Annotated in this window: 17 protein-coding genes and 1 tRNA gene; 7 read left to right on the plus strand and 11 right to left on the minus strand. The window is 74.1% G+C overall.

The annotated features are described in order from the left end of the window. Positions 1 to 10: 10 nt before the first annotated feature. Positions 11 to 1,837, minus strand: coding sequence for a putative bifunctional diguanylate cyclase/phosphodiesterase (locus ACWEEU_RS13785; RefSeq protein WP_451731847.1), 1,827 nt, complete (start codon positions 1,835 to 1,837; stop codon positions 11 to 13). A 342-nt stretch (positions 1,838 to 2,179) separates the two neighbouring features. Between ACWEEU_RS13785 and ACWEEU_RS13790 the strand changes: the two genes are divergently transcribed. After that, positions 2,180 to 3,427, plus strand: coding sequence for a M6 family metalloprotease domain-containing protein (locus tag ACWEEU_RS13790; RefSeq protein ID WP_451731850.1), 1,248 nt, complete (start codon positions 2,180 to 2,182; stop codon positions 3,425 to 3,427). Positions 3,428 to 3,501: 74 nt separating this feature from the next. On the opposite strand, the gene ACWEEU_RS13795 is transcribed toward ACWEEU_RS13790, so the two are convergent. The 7 genes from ACWEEU_RS13795 to ACWEEU_RS13825 form a co-directional block, all read right to left on the minus strand. Continuing rightward, positions 3,502 to 3,575: transfer RNA gene (locus ACWEEU_RS13795), tRNA-Lys, on the minus strand. After that, entirely contained in the window at positions 3,566 to 4,138 is a 573-nt protein-coding gene (locus ACWEEU_RS13800) for a bifunctional DNA primase/polymerase (RefSeq protein WP_385741402.1), read from the minus strand. Before ACWEEU_RS13800 ends, ACWEEU_RS13795 begins: the two co-directional genes overlap by 10 nt. Before the next feature lie 133 nt (positions 4,139 to 4,271). Continuing rightward, positions 4,272 to 4,643, minus strand: coding sequence for a hypothetical protein (locus ACWEEU_RS13805; protein WP_385741405.1), 372 nt, complete (start codon positions 4,641 to 4,643; stop codon positions 4,272 to 4,274). A 305-nt stretch (positions 4,644 to 4,948) separates the two neighbouring features. After that, complete coding sequence (locus tag ACWEEU_RS13810; RefSeq protein ID WP_451731853.1) at positions 4,949 to 6,286, minus strand: AAA domain-containing protein; 1,338 nt, start codon at positions 6,284 to 6,286, stop codon at positions 4,949 to 4,951. After that, a complete protein-coding gene (locus tag ACWEEU_RS13815; protein WP_451731856.1) occupies positions 6,283 to 7,881 on the minus strand; it encodes a hypothetical protein in 1,599 nt (532 codons plus the stop codon). The genes ACWEEU_RS13810 and ACWEEU_RS13815 overlap by 4 nt, the downstream gene beginning before the upstream one ends. Beyond that, a complete protein-coding gene (locus ACWEEU_RS13820) occupies positions 7,872 to 9,032 on the minus strand; it encodes a hypothetical protein (RefSeq protein ID WP_451732118.1) in 1,161 nt (386 codons plus the stop codon). The genes ACWEEU_RS13815 and ACWEEU_RS13820 overlap by 10 nt, the downstream gene beginning before the upstream one ends. Further along, on the minus strand, positions 8,965 to 9,906 hold the full coding sequence (locus ACWEEU_RS13825; protein ID WP_451731859.1) for a phosphatase PAP2 family protein: 942 nt from the start codon (positions 9,904 to 9,906) through the stop codon (positions 8,965 to 8,967). The genes ACWEEU_RS13820 and ACWEEU_RS13825 overlap by 68 nt, the downstream gene beginning before the upstream one ends. A 217-nt stretch (positions 9,907 to 10,123) precedes the next feature. Here ACWEEU_RS13825 and ACWEEU_RS13830 point away from each other — a divergent pair, with 217 nt between their 5' ends. After that, positions 10,124 to 10,720, plus strand: coding sequence for a histidine phosphatase family protein (locus ACWEEU_RS13830; RefSeq protein WP_451731862.1), 597 nt, complete (start codon positions 10,124 to 10,126; stop codon positions 10,718 to 10,720). 65 nt (positions 10,721 to 10,785) lie between these two features. On the opposite strand, the gene ACWEEU_RS13835 is transcribed toward ACWEEU_RS13830, so the two are convergent. Then, positions 10,786 to 12,267 (minus strand): hypothetical protein, encoded by a 1,482-nt coding sequence (locus ACWEEU_RS13835; protein WP_451731865.1) that lies wholly within the window; start codon positions 12,265 to 12,267, stop codon positions 10,786 to 10,788. A gap of 263 nt (positions 12,268 to 12,530) precedes the next feature. Here ACWEEU_RS13835 and ACWEEU_RS13840 point away from each other — a divergent pair, with 263 nt between their 5' ends. Continuing rightward, positions 12,531 to 12,938: a hypothetical protein gene (locus ACWEEU_RS13840; RefSeq protein WP_451731868.1), complete on the plus strand. Its 408-nt coding sequence runs from the start codon at positions 12,531 to 12,533 to the stop codon at positions 12,936 to 12,938. Positions 12,939 to 13,321: 383 nt separating this feature from the next. Next, complete coding sequence (locus ACWEEU_RS13845) at positions 13,322 to 14,194, plus strand: spermidine synthase (protein ID WP_451731870.1); 873 nt, start codon at positions 13,322 to 13,324, stop codon at positions 14,192 to 14,194. Positions 14,195 to 14,216: 22 nt separating this feature from the next. Here the strand turns inward: ACWEEU_RS13845 and ACWEEU_RS13850 are convergent, their stop codons facing one another. Both ACWEEU_RS13850 and ACWEEU_RS13855 read right to left on the minus strand, forming a co-directional pair. Then, entirely contained in the window at positions 14,217 to 14,459 is a 243-nt protein-coding gene (locus tag ACWEEU_RS13850; RefSeq protein WP_451731873.1) for a hypothetical protein, read from the minus strand. Positions 14,460 to 14,944: 485 nt separating this feature from the next. Beyond that, complete coding sequence (locus ACWEEU_RS13855; protein WP_451731876.1) at positions 14,945 to 15,481, minus strand: hypothetical protein; 537 nt, start codon at positions 15,479 to 15,481, stop codon at positions 14,945 to 14,947. Positions 15,482 to 15,592: 111 nt separating this feature from the next. Between ACWEEU_RS13855 and ACWEEU_RS13860 the strand changes: the two genes are divergently transcribed. The 3 genes from ACWEEU_RS13860 (at position 15,593) to ACWEEU_RS13870 (ending at position 19,319) form a co-directional block, all read left to right on the plus strand. Further along, on the plus strand, positions 15,593 to 16,300 hold the full coding sequence (locus tag ACWEEU_RS13860; RefSeq protein WP_199585753.1) for a response regulator transcription factor: 708 nt from the start codon (positions 15,593 to 15,595) through the stop codon (positions 16,298 to 16,300). Beyond that, entirely contained in the window at positions 16,297 to 17,673 is a 1,377-nt protein-coding gene (locus tag ACWEEU_RS13865; protein WP_385741435.1) for a sensor histidine kinase, read from the plus strand. Before ACWEEU_RS13860 ends, ACWEEU_RS13865 begins: the two co-directional genes overlap by 4 nt. Before the next feature lie 194 nt (positions 17,674 to 17,867). Further along, on the plus strand, positions 17,868 to 19,319 hold the full coding sequence (locus tag ACWEEU_RS13870; protein ID WP_451731881.1) for a cellulose binding domain-containing protein: 1,452 nt from the start codon (positions 17,868 to 17,870) through the stop codon (positions 19,317 to 19,319). Positions 19,320 to 19,444: the final 125 nt, after the last annotated feature.

The raw sequence follows: 19,444 nt of genomic DNA on the forward strand, positions 1-19,444 counted from the left end.
GAGACGCCTCTTAGGGGGCGACCGCGGGCTGGCTCCCCGCCGTACAGGAGCGCACGCCGAGCAGTTCGGAGATGCCCTCCGGTGGCACCGGGCGGGAGTAGAGCCAGCCCTGCCCGGTGTCGCAGCCGATCCTGCGCAGCCGGGTGGCCTGCGCCGAGGTCTCCACGCACTCGGCGGTGACGGTCAGCCCGAGCCGGTGCGCGAGCTGGATCATCGCCTCCACGATCACCTCGTCGGCGGGGTTGGCGGGCGCGGCCGAGGTGTCGCGCTCGCCCTCGTACTGGAAGCCGCGCACGAAGGAACCGTCCAGCTTGAGCACGGACACCGGCAGGCGGCTGAGGTAGGCCAGGTTCGAGTAGCCGGTGCCGAAGTCGTCGATGGCGATGCGCACGCCCATGTCGCTGAGCGCCTGGAGCGCCTGGATGGGCCGTCCGGCCGAGCCCATCACGGCCGACTCGGTCAGCTCCAACTGGAGCAGATGCGGGGCGAGGCCGGTCTCGGCGAGGACCGCCGCCACGTCCGTGACCAGGTCGGAGTCCCACACCTGGCGCACGGCCACGTTCACGCTGACGAAGATGGGCGGCTCGCCCGGATGGTCGAGCTGCCACTGCCTGGCCTGGCGGCAGGCGGTGGCCAGGGCCCAGCGGCCGAGCGGCACGATCGAGCCGTCCTCCTCGGCCAGACCGATGAACCGATTCGGCGTCAGGGTGCCGAACTGCGGATGGTGCCAGCGGATCAGCGCCTCCACTCCACTGAGCGAGCCGTCCTCCATGCCGACCAGCGGCTGGTACTCCAGGGCGAACTCGCCGCGCTCGATGGCGGGGCGCAGCGCGGAGGTGAGGGCCTGACGGGTCATGAGGTGCGCGTTGCGCTCGGGGTCGAAGAGGGTCCAGCGGGCCTTGCCGTCGGTCTTCGCCCAGTACAGCGTGGTGTCGGCCGCCTGCATCAGACCGGTCGCGGTGGTCCCGGCCGTGTGCCGTTCCACGACGCCGACGGAGGCGGTCAGGTTCAGCCGCCGGCCGCCCAGGTCGAAGGGCTCCTCCAGGGCGTTCAGCGCGGACCTGGCGAGGTCGGAGAGCTGGTCGGTGCCGGTGGAGTCCTCCACGAGCAGCGCGAACTCGTCGCCGCCGAGCCGGGCCACCAACGGCGTACCGGCGCGGCCGTGACCGCACTCGGTGGCCACCCGGGTCAGCCGCTCGGCCACGGCCGCGAGCAGCCGGTCGCCGACGCGGTGGCCGAGGGTGTCGTTGACGGCCTTGAAGCCGTCGATGTCCAGATGGCACAGGCCGATCCGCCCGGTGCCGCCCGACTCGCCGGGCTCGGTCTCCAGGGCGGCCGACAGACGCTCGAAGAACAGGGTGCGGTTGGGCAGCCGGGTCACCGGGTCGTGCATCCGCAGATGCCGTATACGGGCCTGGAGTTCTCGGCGGGCGCTGATGTCGGTGAGCGACAGCAGGACACCCGGACGGCCGTCGGCCAGCGGGGCGACGGTGATCCGCGCCCACACCGCCGTGCCGTCGGGGTGTTTCAGGCGGCGGGTGCAGCGCAGCCGGGCACGGCGGCCACGCAGCACCTCGCGGTAGGCGTGCCAGGCACGGGCGTCGGTGGTGAGGCCGGTCAGATCGGCGGCCGGACGGCCCGTCAGGGTCTCCGCGTCGGTGCCGAGGAGGCGGCCGAGGGCGGTGTTCGCGCTGACCACGAGCCCGTCGCCGTCCACGAGGGCCATGGCGAGCGGGGCGGCCGCGAAGACGCGCCGATAGGTCATGTAGTCACTGTCTGTGACGGCTGACCGGTCGAGGTCTGCCGCGGGCGTCGGCCCTTCGGACGTTCCGCTCACCGCTCGCTCCCGCAGTGCACTCGATCGTGGTCCGTCGTTGTCCGTGCCGGAAAGTGTGCCGATCATAGAGGCTGGTACCGGGGCCTTCCAGCCGGTCTCCAGTGTCCCCGGCGGACCCCACGTTCCGACAGATCGTTTCTGCTCGCACCTGGACGGGTTCTTCAGGGCTCCGACCGGTTGTGACGTTGCGTGAGTGATTCGGGGTGTCGTCCGCCGGTGCACACCGGCGCACGAACGGGCGCACTCACCCTTCCGGTTCAGATAAACAGGGCATCTTCTGACAAACCGCCACAGGCTGGATCCGGTGTCCCCTGAACCGCGTCCGGAGGTCTGTCCGTGCCCATGCTGCGCAGTGCCGCCGCCGTGGCCACCACGATGTCGGCGCTCGCCGCGACCTCGATCCTCGGCGGTCCCTCCGCCGCCGAACCCTTCTCCGCGGCCCCCTGCGCCCTGCACCGCACCACCGCCCACCACTCGGAGGGCGCGGACACCTGGAACCCCGCCTACGTCCGCCCCCTCGGCACCCGCGACGCCGTGCTGGTCTTCCTGTCCTTCCCGGACGCCGTCCCGCGCACCACGCCGGCGCAGCTGACGGCCGACCACTTCCCGGAGACCGGCGACTTCTACTCCCGGGCCTCCTACGGCCGCTTCACCCTGCGCCCGCACCCCGTGAACCGCTGGTTGCGGATGCCACACCCCTCCACCTCGTACGCCATGAAGCGCGACTGGGCCGCCGCCGACCGGTCCGCCTATCTGCGCGACGCGTTCACCGTCGCCGACAAGGCGGTGGACTTCTCCCGCTACGACGTCGTCTACCTCGTCGCCGACCCGGACGCGCCCGGCGTGGACTCCGACGCGACGAAGGTCGTCAACCTGGAGACGCCCGTCCGGTTGGACGGCAAGGACGTGCGCCGGGTCGTCACCGTCTTCGAGCAGCATCCGCCGGACCGTCTGGTCCTGGCCCACGAGACCGGTCACGTCTTCGACCTGCCCGACCTCTACCACCGCCCCCGGGACGGCAAGGGCGACTGGGACACCCACGTGGGTGACTGGGACCTTATGGGCAGCCAGTTCGGTCTCTCGCCCGACCTGTTCGCCTGGCACAAGTGGCGGCTGGGCTGGCTCGGCCCTCGCCAGGTGGCGTGCGTACGGGGCACAGGTCCCACCCGGCTCACGCTGGAGCCTCTGGAGGCCGGACCCGGGGTGTCGGTGCCGGGTGCGGCCGGGGTTCCGGCCTTCGGGCTCGGGCGCGGCACGAAGCTCGCGGTCGTGCGCACCGGGGCGGACAGCGCGCTGGCCTTCGAGGCGCGCGCCTCCGCCGGGAACGACGAATCCGGCTGCCGGGAGGGCGTCCTCGTCTACCGCGTCCGCGCCCGCACCGAGTCCGGTGACGGGCCGGTCCGGGTGATCGACACCCACCCGCACAGCGCCGCCTGCTGGGAGAACTCCGTCTACCCGCCGCTCGCCGACGCCCCGCTCGCGGCGGGGGAGAGCTTCACCGTGCCGGGGGACGGCGTGAAGGTGGAGGTGGAGGAGCGGACGGCGTCCGGGGCGTGGACGGTGTCCATCACGCCGGGCGTGACAGGGTGAGGGGCGGGTTCGTGCAAGGTATGCCGGAACGCGATCAGGCCCCCCGCTCGCGCGAGGGGCCTGATCGTTGTCTGTGCGCCGCCAGGGACTCGAACCCCGGACCCGCTGATTAAGAGTCAGCTGCTCTAACCAACTGAGCTAGCGGCGCCTGCTGACGTCGTAGACCTTAGCATCCTGGTCGGCGGGAGGAAAAATCGATATCCGCACCGCCGCGCGGGCCGCCCGGACCGCCGCCCAGAGCACCACCTCGGGACCGGGCAGCCACGGCTGCCGGGTGTCCGGCGCGACCAGCCAGCGCGACCCCGCCGGGCCCGCGGGGTCCTCGCCGTGCAGCGCCGGGACGGTCACCGCGTCCCCGGTGCCGTGGCACAGCAGGGGCGGTACGGCGTGGGTGCGCGGACCCCACTCCTCCCAGGTCAGCAGGGAGGGCAGCCGCTGGGCCGTGCCCGGCGCGGCGAACAGCAGCATCCGGCCCCGGTGCACCGCGACCGGACCCGAACCCGGGCCCTCGCCCCACAGCCGGTCCAGCATCCGCCGTCCGAAGATCGCCGGGGCGCTCACCACGTCGAAGACGCTCCCGCAGGGCAGGACCACCGGGGCGCCCGGCCGCTCCTCCCACAGGGCGAGCGTGCTGCGCGGATACGTACCGGCGGAGGCGAGCCAGGCGGCGCCGTCGGCGGTGGCTGCGGTGACGTTCGGTGCGCTGCTCATACCGACAGGTCTACCGCCGGTGAGCACCCGCTTCCCCTGGGTTGCGGAAAATAGGGACAGGGGGGTGCGGGAGGGGGTATCTTGCCCGCTCGGCATATGCCAGACGGGTCGGACACGGGTGACGTCAGCGGCGTCAGCGCGGGTCGACGGGCGTACGGCCCTCCGTCTCGGCGCCACGCATCAGGTCCCGCCCGAACTCCACCATTCTCCGGGCATAGTCCTCGGTCCACTCCGCGCGCTCGGCGAGGTCCGCCGAGGTCAGCCGGTCGAACCGGCGCGGGTCGGCGAGCTGGGCCGCCGCGATGGCCTGGAACTCCATCGCGCGGTCGGCCGCCGCGCGAAACGCCTGGGTCAGCTCCGTCGCCCGGGTCAGCAGCGTCCTCGGGTCCTCGATCGACTCCAGGTCGAAGAAGTGCTCCGGGTCGGCGGACGCCTCGGCGGGCTCGAAGAGCAGGGGCGCGGGGCGTAGCCGCGGTTCGTTCCGACGCGGCGTGGGCTCCGCCATGTCCACATCTCCTCCTCTGCGTTTCCGGCCCGCCTCGGGGTGGGCCACCGTCCATTGTCCCGCGCGGACGCGACGGGACGCACTGGCCCATGCCTACCCGGTGCCGCGCCCGCTCATGGCTTCCAGCTCACCCGGTGCTCGGCCAGGTGCGCCAGGACCGCGTGGTTCGCCTCCCAGCCGTCGGGGCTGTGTCCATCGGCCGCCTCCGGCGGCGTGCCGGACTCCCTCCGGCGGGAGGGGCGGCGGCACACCGATCGCCGGACCAGGCGGGCACCGCAGAGAGCGGGCGCCGCGGGGACGCACCCTCATGGTTTCCAGGTCACCCGGTGTTCCCCCAGATGCGCCAGCACCGCATGATTCGCCTCCCAGCCGTCAGGAAACTTCACCAGCGTGCCGAGCTGGACCGGCTCCGTGGAGGGGTAGTCGTCCAGGAGGGTGTCGACGCCCGCCCGGCAGACGACCACGCACGCGTGGCGGTGGCGGGAAGCCAGGACGCAGAGGCGGCCGGTCTCCAGGTGGAAGGCGGTGGCGTCGGGGCGGCCGGAGAGGGGGTGCAGGACGACCGTGACGTCGTACTCGCGGCCCTGGAGGCGGTTGGCCGTGTCGACCGTGACGCCCGCTACGCCCAGGTCGGACAGGGCCGTGCGGATCGCCGCCGCCTGGTCGCGGTGGGCGGTGCCGACGGCGACGCGGGCGGCGGTCAGGGGGGTCGGGTCCGGGGAGCGTTCCGAGAGAGCCGCGCCGCCCCGGTCCAGCAGGCGGCGTACCACCAGGGCTACCGCCCGCACCGCCTCCGGGTCCGTGCGCGGGGTGTGGCGGGGCGGCAGCTCCAGCAGACCCCAGCCGGACTCCGCCGCCTCGTCGATCACCCGGTCGGGACCCGAGCCGTCCGAGGGCACGGCGAAGGACAGACGGCGGTCACCGTGGCCCGTGCCGCTGCGGAACGGGGTGTACGGGTAGAACGCCGCCGAGACCAGCGGAGCCGCCGAGGCGGGCAGCCGCCAGGACACCGGCAGCCGGTGCTGCGGCAGCCGGGGGTTGTGCGCGAGGAGCGTGCTCACGGCCGACGCGGACGGGTCGTACGACAGCCCCGCCCACTGCTCGCCGCCCACGATCGAGAACGGGTCGAGCTGCCCCGGGTCGCCCACGAACAGCGCCCGCTCGAAGAGCCCGGCCACGGCCAGCAGCGAGTCCGAGCGCATCTGGTACGCCTCGTCCACGATCGCGTGCCGCCACGGCTCGTCCACCGTCACGTGCGCCCACTTCGCGGCCGTGGACAGCACCACCGGGAGCCCGGCGAGGTCGGCCGCCTTCGCGGAGGCGCGCACGTTCGGCAGGGCGTCGAGGGAACGGTCGTAGGCGTCGGCGTCGCTGCTGTGCAGGCGGCCCACCGGCAGGTCGGGGTTCTTCTCCGCGAGCCGCAGCACGAGGTCGTCCACCTGCGCGTTGGTCTGCGCCACCACCATCAGCGGGCGCCCCGCGTCCGCGAGTTCGAGCGCCGCGCGGACCACGAGGGTCGACTTGCCCGCGCCGGGCGGGGAGTCCACCACCACGCCCCGCTCGGTGCCGTGCAGGGTGTCGTGGAGGATCGCGTCCGTGGCGCGCCCGGCGGCGGTCCCCGGATCGAAGTCCACCGTGGTCACAGCACGTCCTCCTCGGTCATGGCGTCCGGCGCCTCGGTCACGGCCTCGCCCGGGGGGCCGCCGTGGGTCCACGGGGTGTCCTCCTGGTCGGGGAGCTTCGCCCCGCCCCGCTGCTCGTGCTCGAAGAGCGTGAAGCAGAGCCGGTCGCCCTTCTCCGGCACCGAACCCGCCTCGGGCTCCTTGCCCCGGCCCATCTTGTCCATGATCCGCAGCACGAGCAGCCCCTCCTCGGGGTCGCCCTCGTACCCCACGAACTCGGCGGACTGCGGCTTGCCGTTCAGCGAGCGGTACGCCTTCGCGCGCTCCGCCAGATACGGCCGGTCCTCGGTGCGCACGGTCACCAGCGGGCGCGGACTCGGCCGCTTGCCCTCGCTGTACGCCATGACCACGTCGACGACCTCGCCCGCGAACGCCTCCCCGGCCAGCCGCCGCCCCGCCATCACCAGGGGGTCGTCCAACGCCTCCTGCGCCTCCAGGCGGGACTGCTCGCGCTCGCGCGTGGCCAGCTTGTTCGCCGCCGTCACCGCGTCGTCCCGGCGCGGCTGCGGGGGCTCACCCGCCAGTACCCGGTCCCGGTGACCGGTGAACGACCAGCGGTCCCGCGTCCACCGCTCCTCGACGTGCGCCCCCTCGGGCAGCGCCCGCAGCAGGTCGAGGCCGTCCCACACCGCGTCCCAGGTGGGCCGGGTGACCCGCTCCACCAGCTCGCGGATCCGCCGCTCGGCCTCGGTGACGGCGGCCGTACGGTCCTCCGCCTCCACCGGGTCCTCGGCGGCGGCCAGGGCGGTCCGCGCCCGGTCGTACGCCTCGATGGCCGGGGCGAGGAGCTTGTTGTCGAACGCCGGGTCGGTGGCCGGACCGGCGGGCGGGCAGGTGAGCTGCCCCTGACCGTCCCGCTCGCGCTCCGCGCGGAAGGCGGCCTCGGCGCCCGAGCCGTCCGCGGGCGGCGCGATCCAGGCGAGCAGGGCGCCCAGATGCTGGTCCTCCAGGCTGCTCTGCCCGGTCGCCCAGTGCCGGGACAGCACCTCGGTGAGCGCGAGCAGCAGCGAGGAGCCGGGCACCCGGGCCCGCTCGCCGTAGTGGGTCAGCCAGCGGCCGAGCAGCGGCACCCGGGGCGGCGCCGGGTTGGGCGCCTCCGGCTCCTGCTCGGCGGTGCGACGGAAACGCGTCGAGCGGCCGAGCAGGCGCACGTACTCCACGCCCGCCCGGCTCGGCACGACGAGCTGCGCCGCGTCCGCGCACAGGTCGACCTCGACCTTGACCCGCTTGCCGGTCTCCGGGTCGGTCTCGGTGCGCTCGGCCGCCTCCACCGCCTCGGCGTGGGAGTCGATGTACGGCAGCGCGATGTCGGCCAGTTCGGCGAGGAACGCGAAGCGCAGGTCGCGGTCGCGCGGCTGGGGCACGACCAGCAGCCTCGGCGCGTCCCGGTCGGTGCCGACCAGCGCGCCGAGCGGGGCGCCCGCCTCACCGGAGGTGGTCAGCGGCACGAACACCAGCGGGCGGTCGGAGAGATGACGGTGCCGGACCGTCGTGAGCGGCTGGGCCACACCGGTGCCGACGGCCTCCAGCCGGGCGAGGGTCGCGATCAGGGACACAGGGACACCTCCCGCGCCGCCGCCGCGTGCGCGAGCGCCTCCGCGCGCAGGGCGGCGGCCCGGCGCAGCGCGGCCACCGCCGGGTCGTCCGGGTCGCCGCTCTCGCCGCGCGCCGCCGAGAGGACCTCCTCCACCGTGCGCAGACCGCCGAGTTCGGCCCGCAGGGGGCGGCCGAGCCGGGTCACCGCACCGGACGCGCGCGAGCGCTCCCGGCAGTGGAAGGCCAGCTCGCAGGAGGACAGACACTCCGGCGCGTACGTCGCCGGAACCGCGTCGACGGCCGCCGTCAGCTCCTCGGACGTGCGGTCCGGGGCGAAACAGGTGCCCTCCGGCAGCGCGTCGGCGATCTCCTCGATCCGGGTGAGCCGGGTCAACTGCCGTGCCGTCACCGCGCGCTGACGGCGCACGTCCACCGCGCGCGCGGTGGGCAGGTTGGAGAAGTCCTTCGGGCACACCAGCAGCACCTCGTGCCGTACCCGGGGCGCCGGGTCCAGCCGGGCCGCGACCTCCTCGAGGGCCAGTACGTACACCGCCGACTGGCGGGCGGCCGCGCCCACCTTCGACGGATCGGCCGAACCGTCCAGCATCGGGAACGACTTGATCTCCACGACCGTCCACACACCGTCCGGGTGCACCACCACCGCGTCCGGCTCCAGGAACACGGGCGCCCCCGCCACCTCCAGGGTGAGCATCGGGTGGTCCAGGAGGGTCCAGCCGCCCGCCTCCGCGGCCTCGCGCAGCGCCAGTTCCGTACGCGCCGTACGCCCCTTGGGTCCGTCCGCGGTCAGGTCGGGCACGGCGGCGGACGCCGCGGGCTCGGTGGCGGGGTCGAAGCACGCGTGCGCGAGACGCAGCAGCTCGGCGCCGCGGTCCGCCTTCACGCGGGCCTCGAAAACGTTGCCCCGGATCAGGGCGAACTGGGACTGGCCGTAGTCCGAAGGGGAGCCGAGACCGGTCGCCAGGCGCGCCTTGTCCACCCCGGCGCCGTCCAGGATCGCGCGGCGGCTGCAGCCCGGGTTGGACGCGAGCGCCGCGAGGGCGCGGGCGTCCAGGGGCTTGGCCGGAACCTCGGGGCCGCGCAGCTCAGCGAGCCGGTGCCGGAGTGCCGTCGCCCGCTCCGCTGGGGGAGGCGTCCGGTCCTGCCGGGGGATCGACCCGAGACTCGCGCTGCCGTGGAATTCGCTCACCCGTGGAAGTCTGGCATCCGCCACTGACAACGGGGGAGAGAACACCGGCCGGAGCGGCCCCGGCGAGGCTCAGCCGCGCCTTCACCGCGTCGGCCGCGCGCAGCACGTACGGCGCGAGCAGCAGCCCGGCGCCCATCACCGCCGCGCCCGCCACCGCGTCCAGCAGATAGTGGTTGGCGGTGCCCATGACCACGAGCGCGGTGAACAGCGGATAGACCACCGCGCCCGCCTTCGCCAGGGGGCCGCGGCCGTAGCGCCACAGCATCACGCCGCAGAACAGCGCCCAGCCGACGTGCAGGCTCGGCATCGCCGCGTACTGGTTCGTCATGCCGCCCATGCCGCGCGGGGCGCTCGCCTCGCCGCCCCACCAGCCGTACGAGCTGTAGTACGCCATGGTGTCGGTGAAGCCGTGGCCCGGATGCAGCAGGCGCGGCGGGCAGGTCGGCAGCAGCGTGAAGCCGATCAGACCGATGAACGTGGACGTCATCAGCCAGGTGCGCGCCGCCCGGTAGCGCACCGCGTGCGAGCGGAACAGCCAGACCAGTATCGCGGGCGTGACCAGGTAGTGCAGCGAGGCGTACCAGAAGTCGGCGGGCACGCCGAGCCAGGGCTCGCGGGTGAACAGACGGTTGAGCGGGTGCTCGGCGTCCAGGTGCAGGATCTGCTCGATCCGCAGGATCGCCAGACCGTGGTCCACGGCCGAGGAAACGTCCCCGCGCGCGAGGAGCCGGCCGGCCGAGTAGCAGCCGTAGACCAGCAGGATCAGCGGCAGTTCGGTCCACCAGCGCAACCGGGGTCGCGGCGCCGCCTCGGTGCCCGGTGTCTCGGTCTGCGGCATCCGATCGCCCTCCCCCTCCGGTGCCCCCGCGCGTACGCCCCCGTCGGGCGCCGTGACACTTTACGTGCCGCTCTCCGCCCCGCGGGGACGCTTCAGCCCTGGAAGACGCCGTCGCCGCCCGCCGGGTTGCCCGCCCCGCCGGTGCGCGATGATGGAGGGACCTGGGCTGTCGTTACCCCGGCGGCCATCTGGCATTCCTCTCCCGGAAAGGTCTCTCATGGCACCGCGCATCCTGCTGGCCCGGCACGGACAGACGGCCTGGTCGCTGTCCGGCAAGCACACCGGCAGGACGGACATCCCCCTCCTGGAGGAGGGACGGCGCGGCGCCAAGCTCCTCGGCGAGCGGCTGCACCGCACCCCGCTGGACGGGCTCCCGAACGCGGAGGTGCGCACCAGCCCGCTCGTGCGCGCGCGAGAGACCTGCGAACTGGCCGGTTTCGGCGAGCGCGCGACCACCTGGGACACGCTCATGGAGTGGGACTACGGCGACTACGAGGGCCTGACCCCGGCGGAGATCCACGCCGAGCGGCCCGGCTGGCTGATCTGGCGCGACGGGGTGCCCGGCGGGGAGAGCGTCGAGGACGTCACCGCGCGCGCGGACGAGGTCGTCGAGTGGGCCCGCTCCGCCGACCGCGACGTCCTGGTCTTCGCCCACGGCCACATACTGCGCTCCATCGGCGCCCGCTGGCTCGGCCTGCCCCTGGACTTCGCCGCCCGCATCCGGCTCAACCCGACCTCGCTGTCGGTGCTCGGCTGGGCCTACGGCGAACCGGCGATCGAGAACTGGAACGACGTGGGTCACCTGGTGGGCTGACGGGCTCCCGCGCGCGGGACGGCGTACTTCGCGGCAGGCGGCCGTACGCGCGCGTGCCCGTGCGCTCAGGACTGCCGGGGCCGGGGCACCGAGGCGTGGCGTTCCAGGAACTCCGACACGCCGGACGCGCGCCGGTGCGGCAGCAGCACGCGCGCGGTGCCCGCGAGCATCGTCTGGATGCGCGAGGACTGCACCTGGGTGAGCAGTTCCAGGACCCGCAGTCCGGCGGAGGCGGCCTCGTCGGGGCGGCCGTCACGGGCCAGGTCGTCGGCGAGTTCCGCGGTGTAGAGCGCGATGTTCCGGGTGAAGTGCGGATCCTGGAGGTCCGCCGCGCGCCGCGCGTGCCGGGCCGCGCGCCACCAGTCGCCCAGCGTCGACCAGCACTGCGCCTCCAGCCCCTCCAGCTCGGCCCGTCCGTAGAAGCTCATCCACTCCGGGTCGGTGTCCGACTCGCCCCGAGCGAACAGCGCCTGCGCCCGCGCCATCGCCTGACGGCACCCCGCGCGGTCCGCGAGCCCGGCCCAGCCGCCCGCCTCGCGCAGCGCGAGCAGCGACATCAGCCGGGGTGAGCCCAGCGGGCGCGCCGCACGCTGCGCCGCCTGCGCCGCCCGCACCGCCTCCCGGGGGCGGCCCGCGTCCCGCGCGAGGAACGCCGTGTTGCAGAAGGCGTGCGCCTCCAGAGCCGCGTCGCCGGTCATCCGGGCGGTGGCCAGCGCCTCCGCGTAGTGCGAGCGGGCGTCGTCGAAGCGGCCCGAGTCGTGGGCCAGCCAGCCGACCGAGATGGCCAGTTCACCGGCGCCCGAGTGCAGCCGGTCGGCGGTGGACTGCCGGGCGGCGCCGGCGTCGAGCAGTTCGTAGGCCAGGCGCAGCGGCTGGGCGGCGTGCCGGTACAGCCCGTCGGCGCCGTGCTGGTCGTCGAGCACCCGGATGCGGCGGACGGCCTCCTCGACGGCGGCGGCCTCCGTCGTGCCGGGGCGGCGCGGTGTCCCGGACGCCGAGGCGTCCGTGGCGAGCCCCAGGGGGCCCAGGGCGGCGGCGGCCATCGTGGCGCCTCCGCCGGTCATGAATGCGCGACGCAGCACGTCGCTCTCCTCGTGGTTCAGTGGGTCGTTCTCGTCCGGCTCGTCCGGGCGGTACGGGTCGTGCGGGTGCGGGTCGTACAGGCGCGGCCGGTCGTACGGGTGGCCCCGTGGCAGCTCCCGGGTGGCCGGCGCCGGACCCGGCCGCTCCCTGGCGGGACCGGCCGGCCGGGCCGCCCGCCCGCGGACGGCCGAGCGCGGCGCGAAGCCGAGATCGGTCAGGGTGCGGCCGGGGAACATGTGCAGGAACACCCGCTCGTACGCGTAGTTGGGACAGCGGATCTCACCCGCCTCGACCCTGCCGACATAGCGCGCGTCACAGCTCACCCGCTCCCCGATCTCGCGGGCCGCGCGCCGTACCAGCGCGGCGAACTCCGCGGGGGAACGGCGGCCGCGCAACTGCCGGAAGGCGGTGTTGGGCCGGGGCGGCCGGTCGGGCTGCGCCGAGGTCTCGGTTGACGACGCCATGGCGGTCCTCTCGTACGAACCGTCGAACCGTGCCGGGTCCGGGGCGAATTCGGGCAGAGCTGCCCGGGTGACACCCTGGTTCCGGCGGGCACGAACGTACCGGCTGTGTCCGGCCCGACACGCAGTGTTTGGCTACAAAACGGATATCTCATCCACGATCTGCCATGAACTGCCATCCTTTGCGGCACACTTGCGCCGTAGCCGTTGACGGCATCGCGCGTTGTACCCCATGGACCGCAACGGGGCAGCGTGGGGAGGCCGGCATGGAGACCAGCCAGAACAACGAACCTTGTACGGCGCCGACATGGTCACGGGCGCCGGGCGACGCGGGGTGCGACCTGGTGACGGTGCCGACCCGGCAGGGCCTGGAGGCCGTGGACATCCTGCGCCGGGGCGCGCTCGCGACGGTCGGCCCGGTCCTGCACGACGACGGCCGGGACACCCTCGGCTTCCTGGTCCCGGCCGGTACGGCGGCGGGCTGGGACCTGCCGGGCAGCACCTGCGTGCGCACCGAGGGCCGCGGCCTGCGCCTGACCCCCGAGCCCCCACTCGCCGGCTCCGACTGGCTCCTGCCCCCCGACGACGGCGACCCCGCCACCGACCCGGCGGTACTGCGGCGGGCCCTGGGGGAGGCGGCCAGGCTGATCGAGGCGGCGGACAGCTGCCGATGACGGGGCGCTGCCGCCGAGCTCGCGAAGAGGGGCGGGGGCCGTTCTCCGCCGCCACGGCATGGGGCTGAGCGCAGGCGTCGTGCCGCTCCTACGCGCTACCGCCGAGGGCGGTCGCGGTCGTGCCGTCCGCCGCGGCCGAGTCGGGCCGGGGCTTGCCGACCCGGTGCCGCTCTGCCGACAGGCCGGCCGGGACGCCCGCTGCCGTTCTGCCCCCGACGCCGCTCGGCATCCCCCTCCGTCGCCACCGAGAGCCGACCCGAGGTCGCCGCCCGGCTGCCGATCCGCCGCCCTGGCCGCATCCGCGTCCACGCCGCCGGGGCCGCTGCCGCGCCTGCCCCCGGCCCCGTCCGGCGGGCCCCCGTGCCACCTGCGAGAATGGGGCGATGGGCAGGTCCAGGAACAATCGGCGCGGGGCGGCCGCCGAGGCTGTCGTGGAGGCGGTCGACGGTGGGCTCGCCGAGCTGATCCCGGACCCGGACCGCTCCCGCGCCTGGACCCTGCTGGTCGACGGCGCGCCCCAGTCGCACGTGGACCTCGACGACCCGGCGCACCTCACCTTCGAGTACCAGCGCCGCATCGGCCATGTCATCGACCTCGCCGCGCCGCCCGGCAGGCCGCTGCGCGCCGTCCACCTCGGTGGCGGCGCCCTCACCCTGGCCCGCTACGTCGCCGCGACCCGGCCCCGCGCCACCCAGCAGGTCGTGGAGCGTGACGCGGCGCTCGTGCAGTTGGTCCGCCGGGAACTGCCGCTCGACCCCAGCTCCCGGATACGGGTGCGCTCGGCCGACGCCCGCGAGGGCCTGGCCAAGGTGCCGGACGGCTGGGCCGATTTGATCGTCGCGGACGTCTTCAGCGGCGCCCGCACCCCGGCCCACCTCACCTCCACCGAGTTCCTGGACGAGGTCCGCCGCGCCCTGAGCCCCTCCGGCCTCTACGTCGCCAACCTCGCCGACGGCCCGCCGCTCACCCACCTCCGCGGCCAGATAGCCACCGCCGCCGCCCGCTTTGCGGAACTCGCCCTGATCGTCGACGCGGCGGTCCTGCGCGGCAAGCGCTTCGGCAACGCGATCCTCGTCGCCGCCGACACCCCGCTCCCCACGGCGGAGTTGACCCGCCGAGCCGCCTCCGACCCCCACCCCGGCCGCGTCGAACACGGCCGCGCCCTCCTGGACTTCACCGGCGGCGCGGCCCCGGTGACGGACAGCGCTGCGGTGGCGTCACCGGCTCCGCCGTCGGGAGTGTTCCGCTCCAGGTGACGCCGGGCGCCGACTCGTGGGGTCACGGGGTTCGTGGCGGCACGGTGTCCCAGTCGACGCGGGTCCACGGAGTGACCGGCAGGGTTTCGAGCGCGGGCTCGGCCAGAAGCAGCCGGGCCGTCTCCGCCGAGCAGCCGACGTAGGTCGACAGCAGGTCGTGGTCGGTGGTGACCACCCAACCGCGGTCGCTCGGCCACCAGAACTCCGGGCCGCCGTCCCCCACCAGGTCCACGACCGCCTCCCGTACGCTCTCCAGCTCCGCCAAGGACGCGCTGCGGACGAGGGGTTGGTCCTCCCCCCCGGAGCAGAGCCGCGAGATCGTAGGCGAAGTGGACCGGCTGGTCACCGGAGACCTGGGCGAGCAGACGGGCGAGCGCCCGTCGGCTGCCGCTGTCGAGCGCGCCGTCCTCGGCCAGCCAGAGCGGGCGTTCCGGACCGTCGGCTGCTTTCCGCAGCCAGTGGTGGGACAGTTCGGGGCGGAAGGGGACCGCCGCCTCCTCGGCCCAGGCGCGCCAGGTGCGGACGCGGCCCGATCCGTCCGTGGCCTCGAAGCGGTGGAAGATCCGCACGTACGCCTCGTAGCCGCTCGGTACCAGCTCGGACACCACGTGCCCGGGACCGGGGTCCGGGCGGCCGAGCCGGTCCTTGAGCCAGGACAGTTCGGTGCCGTCGTACGTCCAGGGCTTGGTCTCCGTCATGGCGCCATTCTCGCCAACCGGCCGACGGCGACCGGCACGGCGGCCAAGGGGACTAGTACGTCTGCACGTCCACGTGCGGCGGGCCGTCGTGCCAGTCGCAGAAGACCGTCACGCGGTCCGTGCTGCGGCTGAACTCGACCCGGATCCAGGTCTCCGTCTTCCACACCTGCATGGACCAGCCGGTGCCCGGGGTCGCGGAGACGAGGGTGGCGCTGGTCGGGCCCACGTCGAAGACCGCGCGGCCGCCGGGGGTGTCGTAGGGCTTGACGTCGCCTGCCGGGGCGGGAACCGAGGGCGTGGGGGACGAGGGGGCCGGCCTGGAGGAGGGGGTGGCCGTACGGGCCGGAGGGTGCGACGGGGTGGGGGTCGCCGCGCGGGGGGCGCCGCCGGTCGTCGGGGACCGGCGGCTCGTGGCGAGCGGCGACGGTGGGGCATGGGCGGCGGCGGCCTCGGCGGCCGTGATCGGGACGGCGCGCGGCGGGTCGTACGCCGTGCCCGCCATGACCGTGTGCACGCCCCACCAGGAGAGGGCAACCGCCGCTCCCGTGGCGAGCAGCCACGCCAGTACGTGTACGAGTCCTCTGCGCATCGGGGCCATACTGCCTCAGCCGCCACCCGCCGCGCACGGGGCCCCAGTTGTCCACAGGGAGTTGTCCACAGGCCACGACCCGGCTCGTCCGCATGGCGTACGGTGCGGCGCATGGCAAGTGTGCTCGTGGTCGAGGACGATCAGTTCGTCCGCTCGGCGCTCATCAGGCATCTCACCGACGCCGCCCACACCGTGCGCAGCGTGGGCACGGCGCTGGAAGCGCTGCGCGAGGTCGCCCACTTCCGGTTCGACGTGGTCATACTCGACCTCGGACTGCCGGACCTGGACGGCTCCGAGGCGCTGAAGATGCTGCGCGGCATCACCGACGTACCGGTGATCATCGCCACCGCGCGGGACGACGAGACGGAGATCGTCCGGCTGCTCAACGCCGGTGCGGACGACTATCTGACCAAGCCCTTCTCCGTCGAGCACCTCTCCGCCCGTATCGCCGCCGTGCTGCGCCGCGCCCGCTCCGGCGGCGGGGAGGCGCCGCCCCCGGCCGTGATCCGGGTCGGCGGTCTGACCGTCGACCCGCTGCGCCGCCAGGCCGAGCTGGACGGCAGCCGACTCGACCTGACGCGCCGGGAGTTCGACCTGCTCGCCTTCCTCGCGGGGCGCCCCGGCGTGGTCGTCCCGCGCAAGGAGCTGCTCGCCGAGGTCTGGCAGCAGTCGTACGGCGACGACCAGACCATCGACGTCCATCTGTCCTGGCTCAGACGCAAGTTGGGTGAGACCGCGGCCCGGCCGCGCTATCTCCACACCCTGCGCGGGGTCGGCGTGAAGCTGGAGCCGCCGCTCGCGGGGGAGTCGCCGCGATGAGATGGGCCCTGGTCAAGGTGTGCCTCGCGGTCACCACGATGGTCGTGGTCGCCTTCGCCGTACCGCTCGGTCTGGTCGTCCAGGAGATGGCCCGCGACCGCGCGTTCTCCAACGCCGAACGCGAGGCGGCCGCCGTCGCCCCCGCGCTGTCCATCACCACCGACCGGGACAAACTGGAGCGGGTGGTGGCCGCCGCCGGGGTCGAGTCCGGCATGGCCGTGCACCTGCCCGCCGAGGACGGCCGCGCCGCCACCGACCTGGGCCACGGCCGGGCCGCCGCCCGTGACATCGAGGCCGTGCGCCGGATGGGCCGCGCCTCCACCGCCGAGGTGCCCGGCGGCTCCGCGCTGCTCCAGCCCGTCGCGCTCGGCTCCGGGGCCATCGCGGTGGTCGAGGTGTGGGTGCCGGAGGCCGAGATGAGCAACGGCGTCGGCACGGCCTGGGCGGTGCTGGCCGCCGTCGGCGTCGCGCTGATCGCCGGGTCCGTCGCGGTCGCCGACCGGCTCGGGGTGCGCATGGTGCGCCCCGCGCGACGGCTCGTGGAGGGAGCGCGCGAACTGGGCGAGGGGCACCTGGGGGCCCGGGTGCCCGAGTACGGTCCGACCGAACTCCGGCTCGCCGCCGTCGCGTTCAACTCCATGGCCGACCAGGTCGTCCAGCTCCTCGCCAACGAGCGCGAACTGGCCGCCGACCTCTCGCACCGGCTGCGCACCCCGCTGACCGTCCTCCGGCTGAACGCCGCCTCGCTCGGCGCCGGGGCCGCAGCCGACCAGACCCGGGCCGCCGTCGCCCAACTGGAGGGCGAGGTGGACACCATCATCCGCACCGCCCGCGAGGCCAAGCCGCAGACGGCCGCCGCAGGACCGGGCGCGGGCTGCGACGCGGCCGAAGTGGTGCGCGAGCGGATGGAGTTCTGGTCCGCCCTGGCCGAGGACGAGGGCCGCAAGTGGCGGGTCGCGGGCGCCGAGCGTCCGGTCCGCGTCCCCGTCGCCCGCGCCGACCTCGCCGCAGCCCTCGACGCCCTGCTCGGCAATGTTTTCCGGCACACCACGGAGGGAACGGCTTTCGCGGTGGACGTGCACAACGCCGACGACGCGGTGATCGTGCTCGTCTCCGACGCGGGCACCGGCATAGCCGACCCGGAGACCGCCATGGCGCGGGGCCAGGGCTCCGGCACGGCGGGCTCCACGGGACTCGGACTCGACATAGTCCGCAGGCTGGCGGAGTCCACCGGCGGCGACGTGCGCATCGGCTCCTCCGTGCTCGGCGGCACGGAGGTGCGCATCTGGCTCCAGCTCGACGGCCGCAAGCCGGACCGCCGCGGCCACCGGGGCACCGAGCGGCGGCGCAGGCGCGCACCCGCGCTGCGCTGACGGACGAGCCGCCGAGGTGGCCGCGAGACCGCGAATCCGGCGTATTGGTCTCGACCTTTAACCGCTCCCGATCTCTTCCTTAAGCGCACCCTAAGGTCTCGAACGCCCGTCCCTATCAAGCCGATTGCCCGATTCCGCATCGGTAGCGTGCTGCCTCACCACCCCCCACCCCGCTACGAAAGACAGGCACGCGCATGAGCAGCACGCACCGGCGCAGGATCAGCGGCAGGAACAAGGCGATAGGCGGCATCGTCGCCGCGGCCGTCGCCGGTGGCGGCGCCTTCTTCGTGACCGGAATCGCCCACGCGGCCGGTGTCGGCGCCGTCTACACCAAGAACAGCGACTGGTCCTCCGGCTACAGCGGCCAGTACGTCATCTCCAACGACACCGGCCAGACCGAGAAGTCCTGGACCCTGGAGTTCGACCTCCCCCAGGGCGCCAGGCTCAGCTCCCTGTGGAACGCCGACTCCAGCGTCAGCGGACAGCACGTCACCGTGAAGGCCGCCAAGTGGGACGAGGGCATCGCCCCCGGCAAGTCCCTCACCGTCGGCTTCGTGGTCAACGGCAGCGGCGACCCCACCGGCTGCCAGATCGACGGCACCTCGTGTTCCGCCGACTCCACTGCCACTCCCGAGCCGAGCGGCCGCCCCACCGAGGCCCCCTCGCCCCAGCCCAGCCAGTCCGCGCCCCAGCCCGAGCCCACCAAGAGCGACACCCCCGCCCCCACCAAGAGCGCGGGCAGCGGCACCACCAAGACCGCCGGCTTCGCGCCGTACGTGGACACCTCGCTCTACCCGGCCTTCGACCTGGTCGGCACCGCCGACGCCACGGGCGTGAAGAACTTCAACCTCGCCTTCGTCACCGACGGCGGCGGCTGCACCCCCAAGTTCGGCGGCGTCTCCGACCTGACCGCCGACGGCGTGGCCTCGCAGATCGGCGCCCTGCGCGCCAAGGGCGGCGACGTCCGCGTCTCCTTCGGCGGTGCCACCGGCACCGAGCTGGCCACCACCTGCTCCTCCGCCGACGCGCTGGCGGCCGCCTACGGCAAGGCCGTGGACGCCTTCAAGCTCACCAAGGTCGACTTCGACATCGAGGGCGCCACGCTGCCCAACACCGCGGCCAACACCCGCCGCGCCCAGGCCATCGCCAAGCTCCAGGCCGCCCACCCCGACCTCAACGTCTCCTTCACCCTCCCGGTGATGCCCCAGGGCCTGACCCAGGACGGCGTCAACCTGCTCTCCGACGCCAAGTCCAACGGCGTGCGCGTCGACGCCGTCAACATCATGGCGATGGACTACGGCCCGGCGTTCAGCGGTGACATGGGCGACCTGGCCGAGCAGGCCGCCACCGCCACCCAGGCGCAGATCAAGGGCGTCCTCGGCCTTTCCGAGGCGGACGCCTGGAAGACCGTCGCGGTCACCCCGATGATCGGCGTCAACGACGTCGCCTCCGAGATCTTCAAGGTCGAGGACGCCACGCAGCTCGTGAACTTCGCCAAGTCCAAGGGCCTGGGCGCGCTGTCCATGTGGTCGGGCACCCGCGACAAGCAGTGCGACGGCGGCACCAAGCCCACCGCCGACGCCACCTGCAGCTCCGTCAACCAGGACAAGTTCGCCTTCTCCAAGGCGTTCGCGGCCTACAACTGACCTGCTGATCAGGGGGGACTGATCAGAGGAGCGCCGATCGGCGGAAACGGATCGGCGGCTGACGGCGACCGATGACCCGGGGGCCCGGCGGTGACACACACCGCCGGGCCTTCGCCGTACAGCCG

It is taken from the genome of Streptomyces sp. NPDC005004 (assembly GCF_053600675.1).

What these genes read in the sequence shown, in the direction of transcription:
- ACWEEU_RS13790 (WP_451731850.1), top strand. Translation starts at nt 2,180, where the DNA reads ATGCTGCGCAGTGCCGCCGCCGTGGCCACCACGATGTCGGCGCTCGCC.
- ACWEEU_RS13800 (WP_385741402.1), bottom strand. Translation starts at nt 4,138, where the DNA reads ATGAGCAGCGCACCGAACGTCACCGCAGCCACCGCCGACGGCGCCGCC.
- ACWEEU_RS13805 (WP_385741405.1), bottom strand. Translation starts at nt 4,643, where the DNA reads ATGGCGGAGCCCACGCCGCGTCGGAACGAACCGCGGCTACGCCCCGCG.
- ACWEEU_RS13825 (WP_451731859.1), bottom strand. Translation starts at nt 9,906, where the DNA reads ATGCCGCAGACCGAGACACCGGGCACCGAGGCGGCGCCGCGACCCCGG.
- ACWEEU_RS13830 (WP_451731862.1), top strand. Translation starts at nt 10,124, where the DNA reads ATGGCACCGCGCATCCTGCTGGCCCGGCACGGACAGACGGCCTGGTCG.
- ACWEEU_RS13835 (WP_451731865.1), bottom strand. Translation starts at nt 12,267, where the DNA reads ATGGCGTCGTCAACCGAGACCTCGGCGCAGCCCGACCGGCCGCCCCGG.
- ACWEEU_RS13840 (WP_451731868.1), top strand. Translation starts at nt 12,531, where the DNA reads ATGGAGACCAGCCAGAACAACGAACCTTGTACGGCGCCGACATGGTCA.
- ACWEEU_RS13845 (WP_451731870.1), top strand. Translation starts at nt 13,322, where the DNA reads ATGGGCAGGTCCAGGAACAATCGGCGCGGGGCGGCCGCCGAGGCTGTC.
- ACWEEU_RS13855 (WP_451731876.1), bottom strand. Translation starts at nt 15,481, where the DNA reads ATGCGCAGAGGACTCGTACACGTACTGGCGTGGCTGCTCGCCACGGGA.
- ACWEEU_RS13860 (WP_199585753.1), top strand. Translation starts at nt 15,593, where the DNA reads ATGGCAAGTGTGCTCGTGGTCGAGGACGATCAGTTCGTCCGCTCGGCG.
- ACWEEU_RS13865 (WP_385741435.1), top strand. Translation starts at nt 16,297, where the DNA reads ATGAGATGGGCCCTGGTCAAGGTGTGCCTCGCGGTCACCACGATGGTC.
- ACWEEU_RS13870 (WP_451731881.1), top strand. Translation starts at nt 17,868, where the DNA reads ATGAGCAGCACGCACCGGCGCAGGATCAGCGGCAGGAACAAGGCGATA.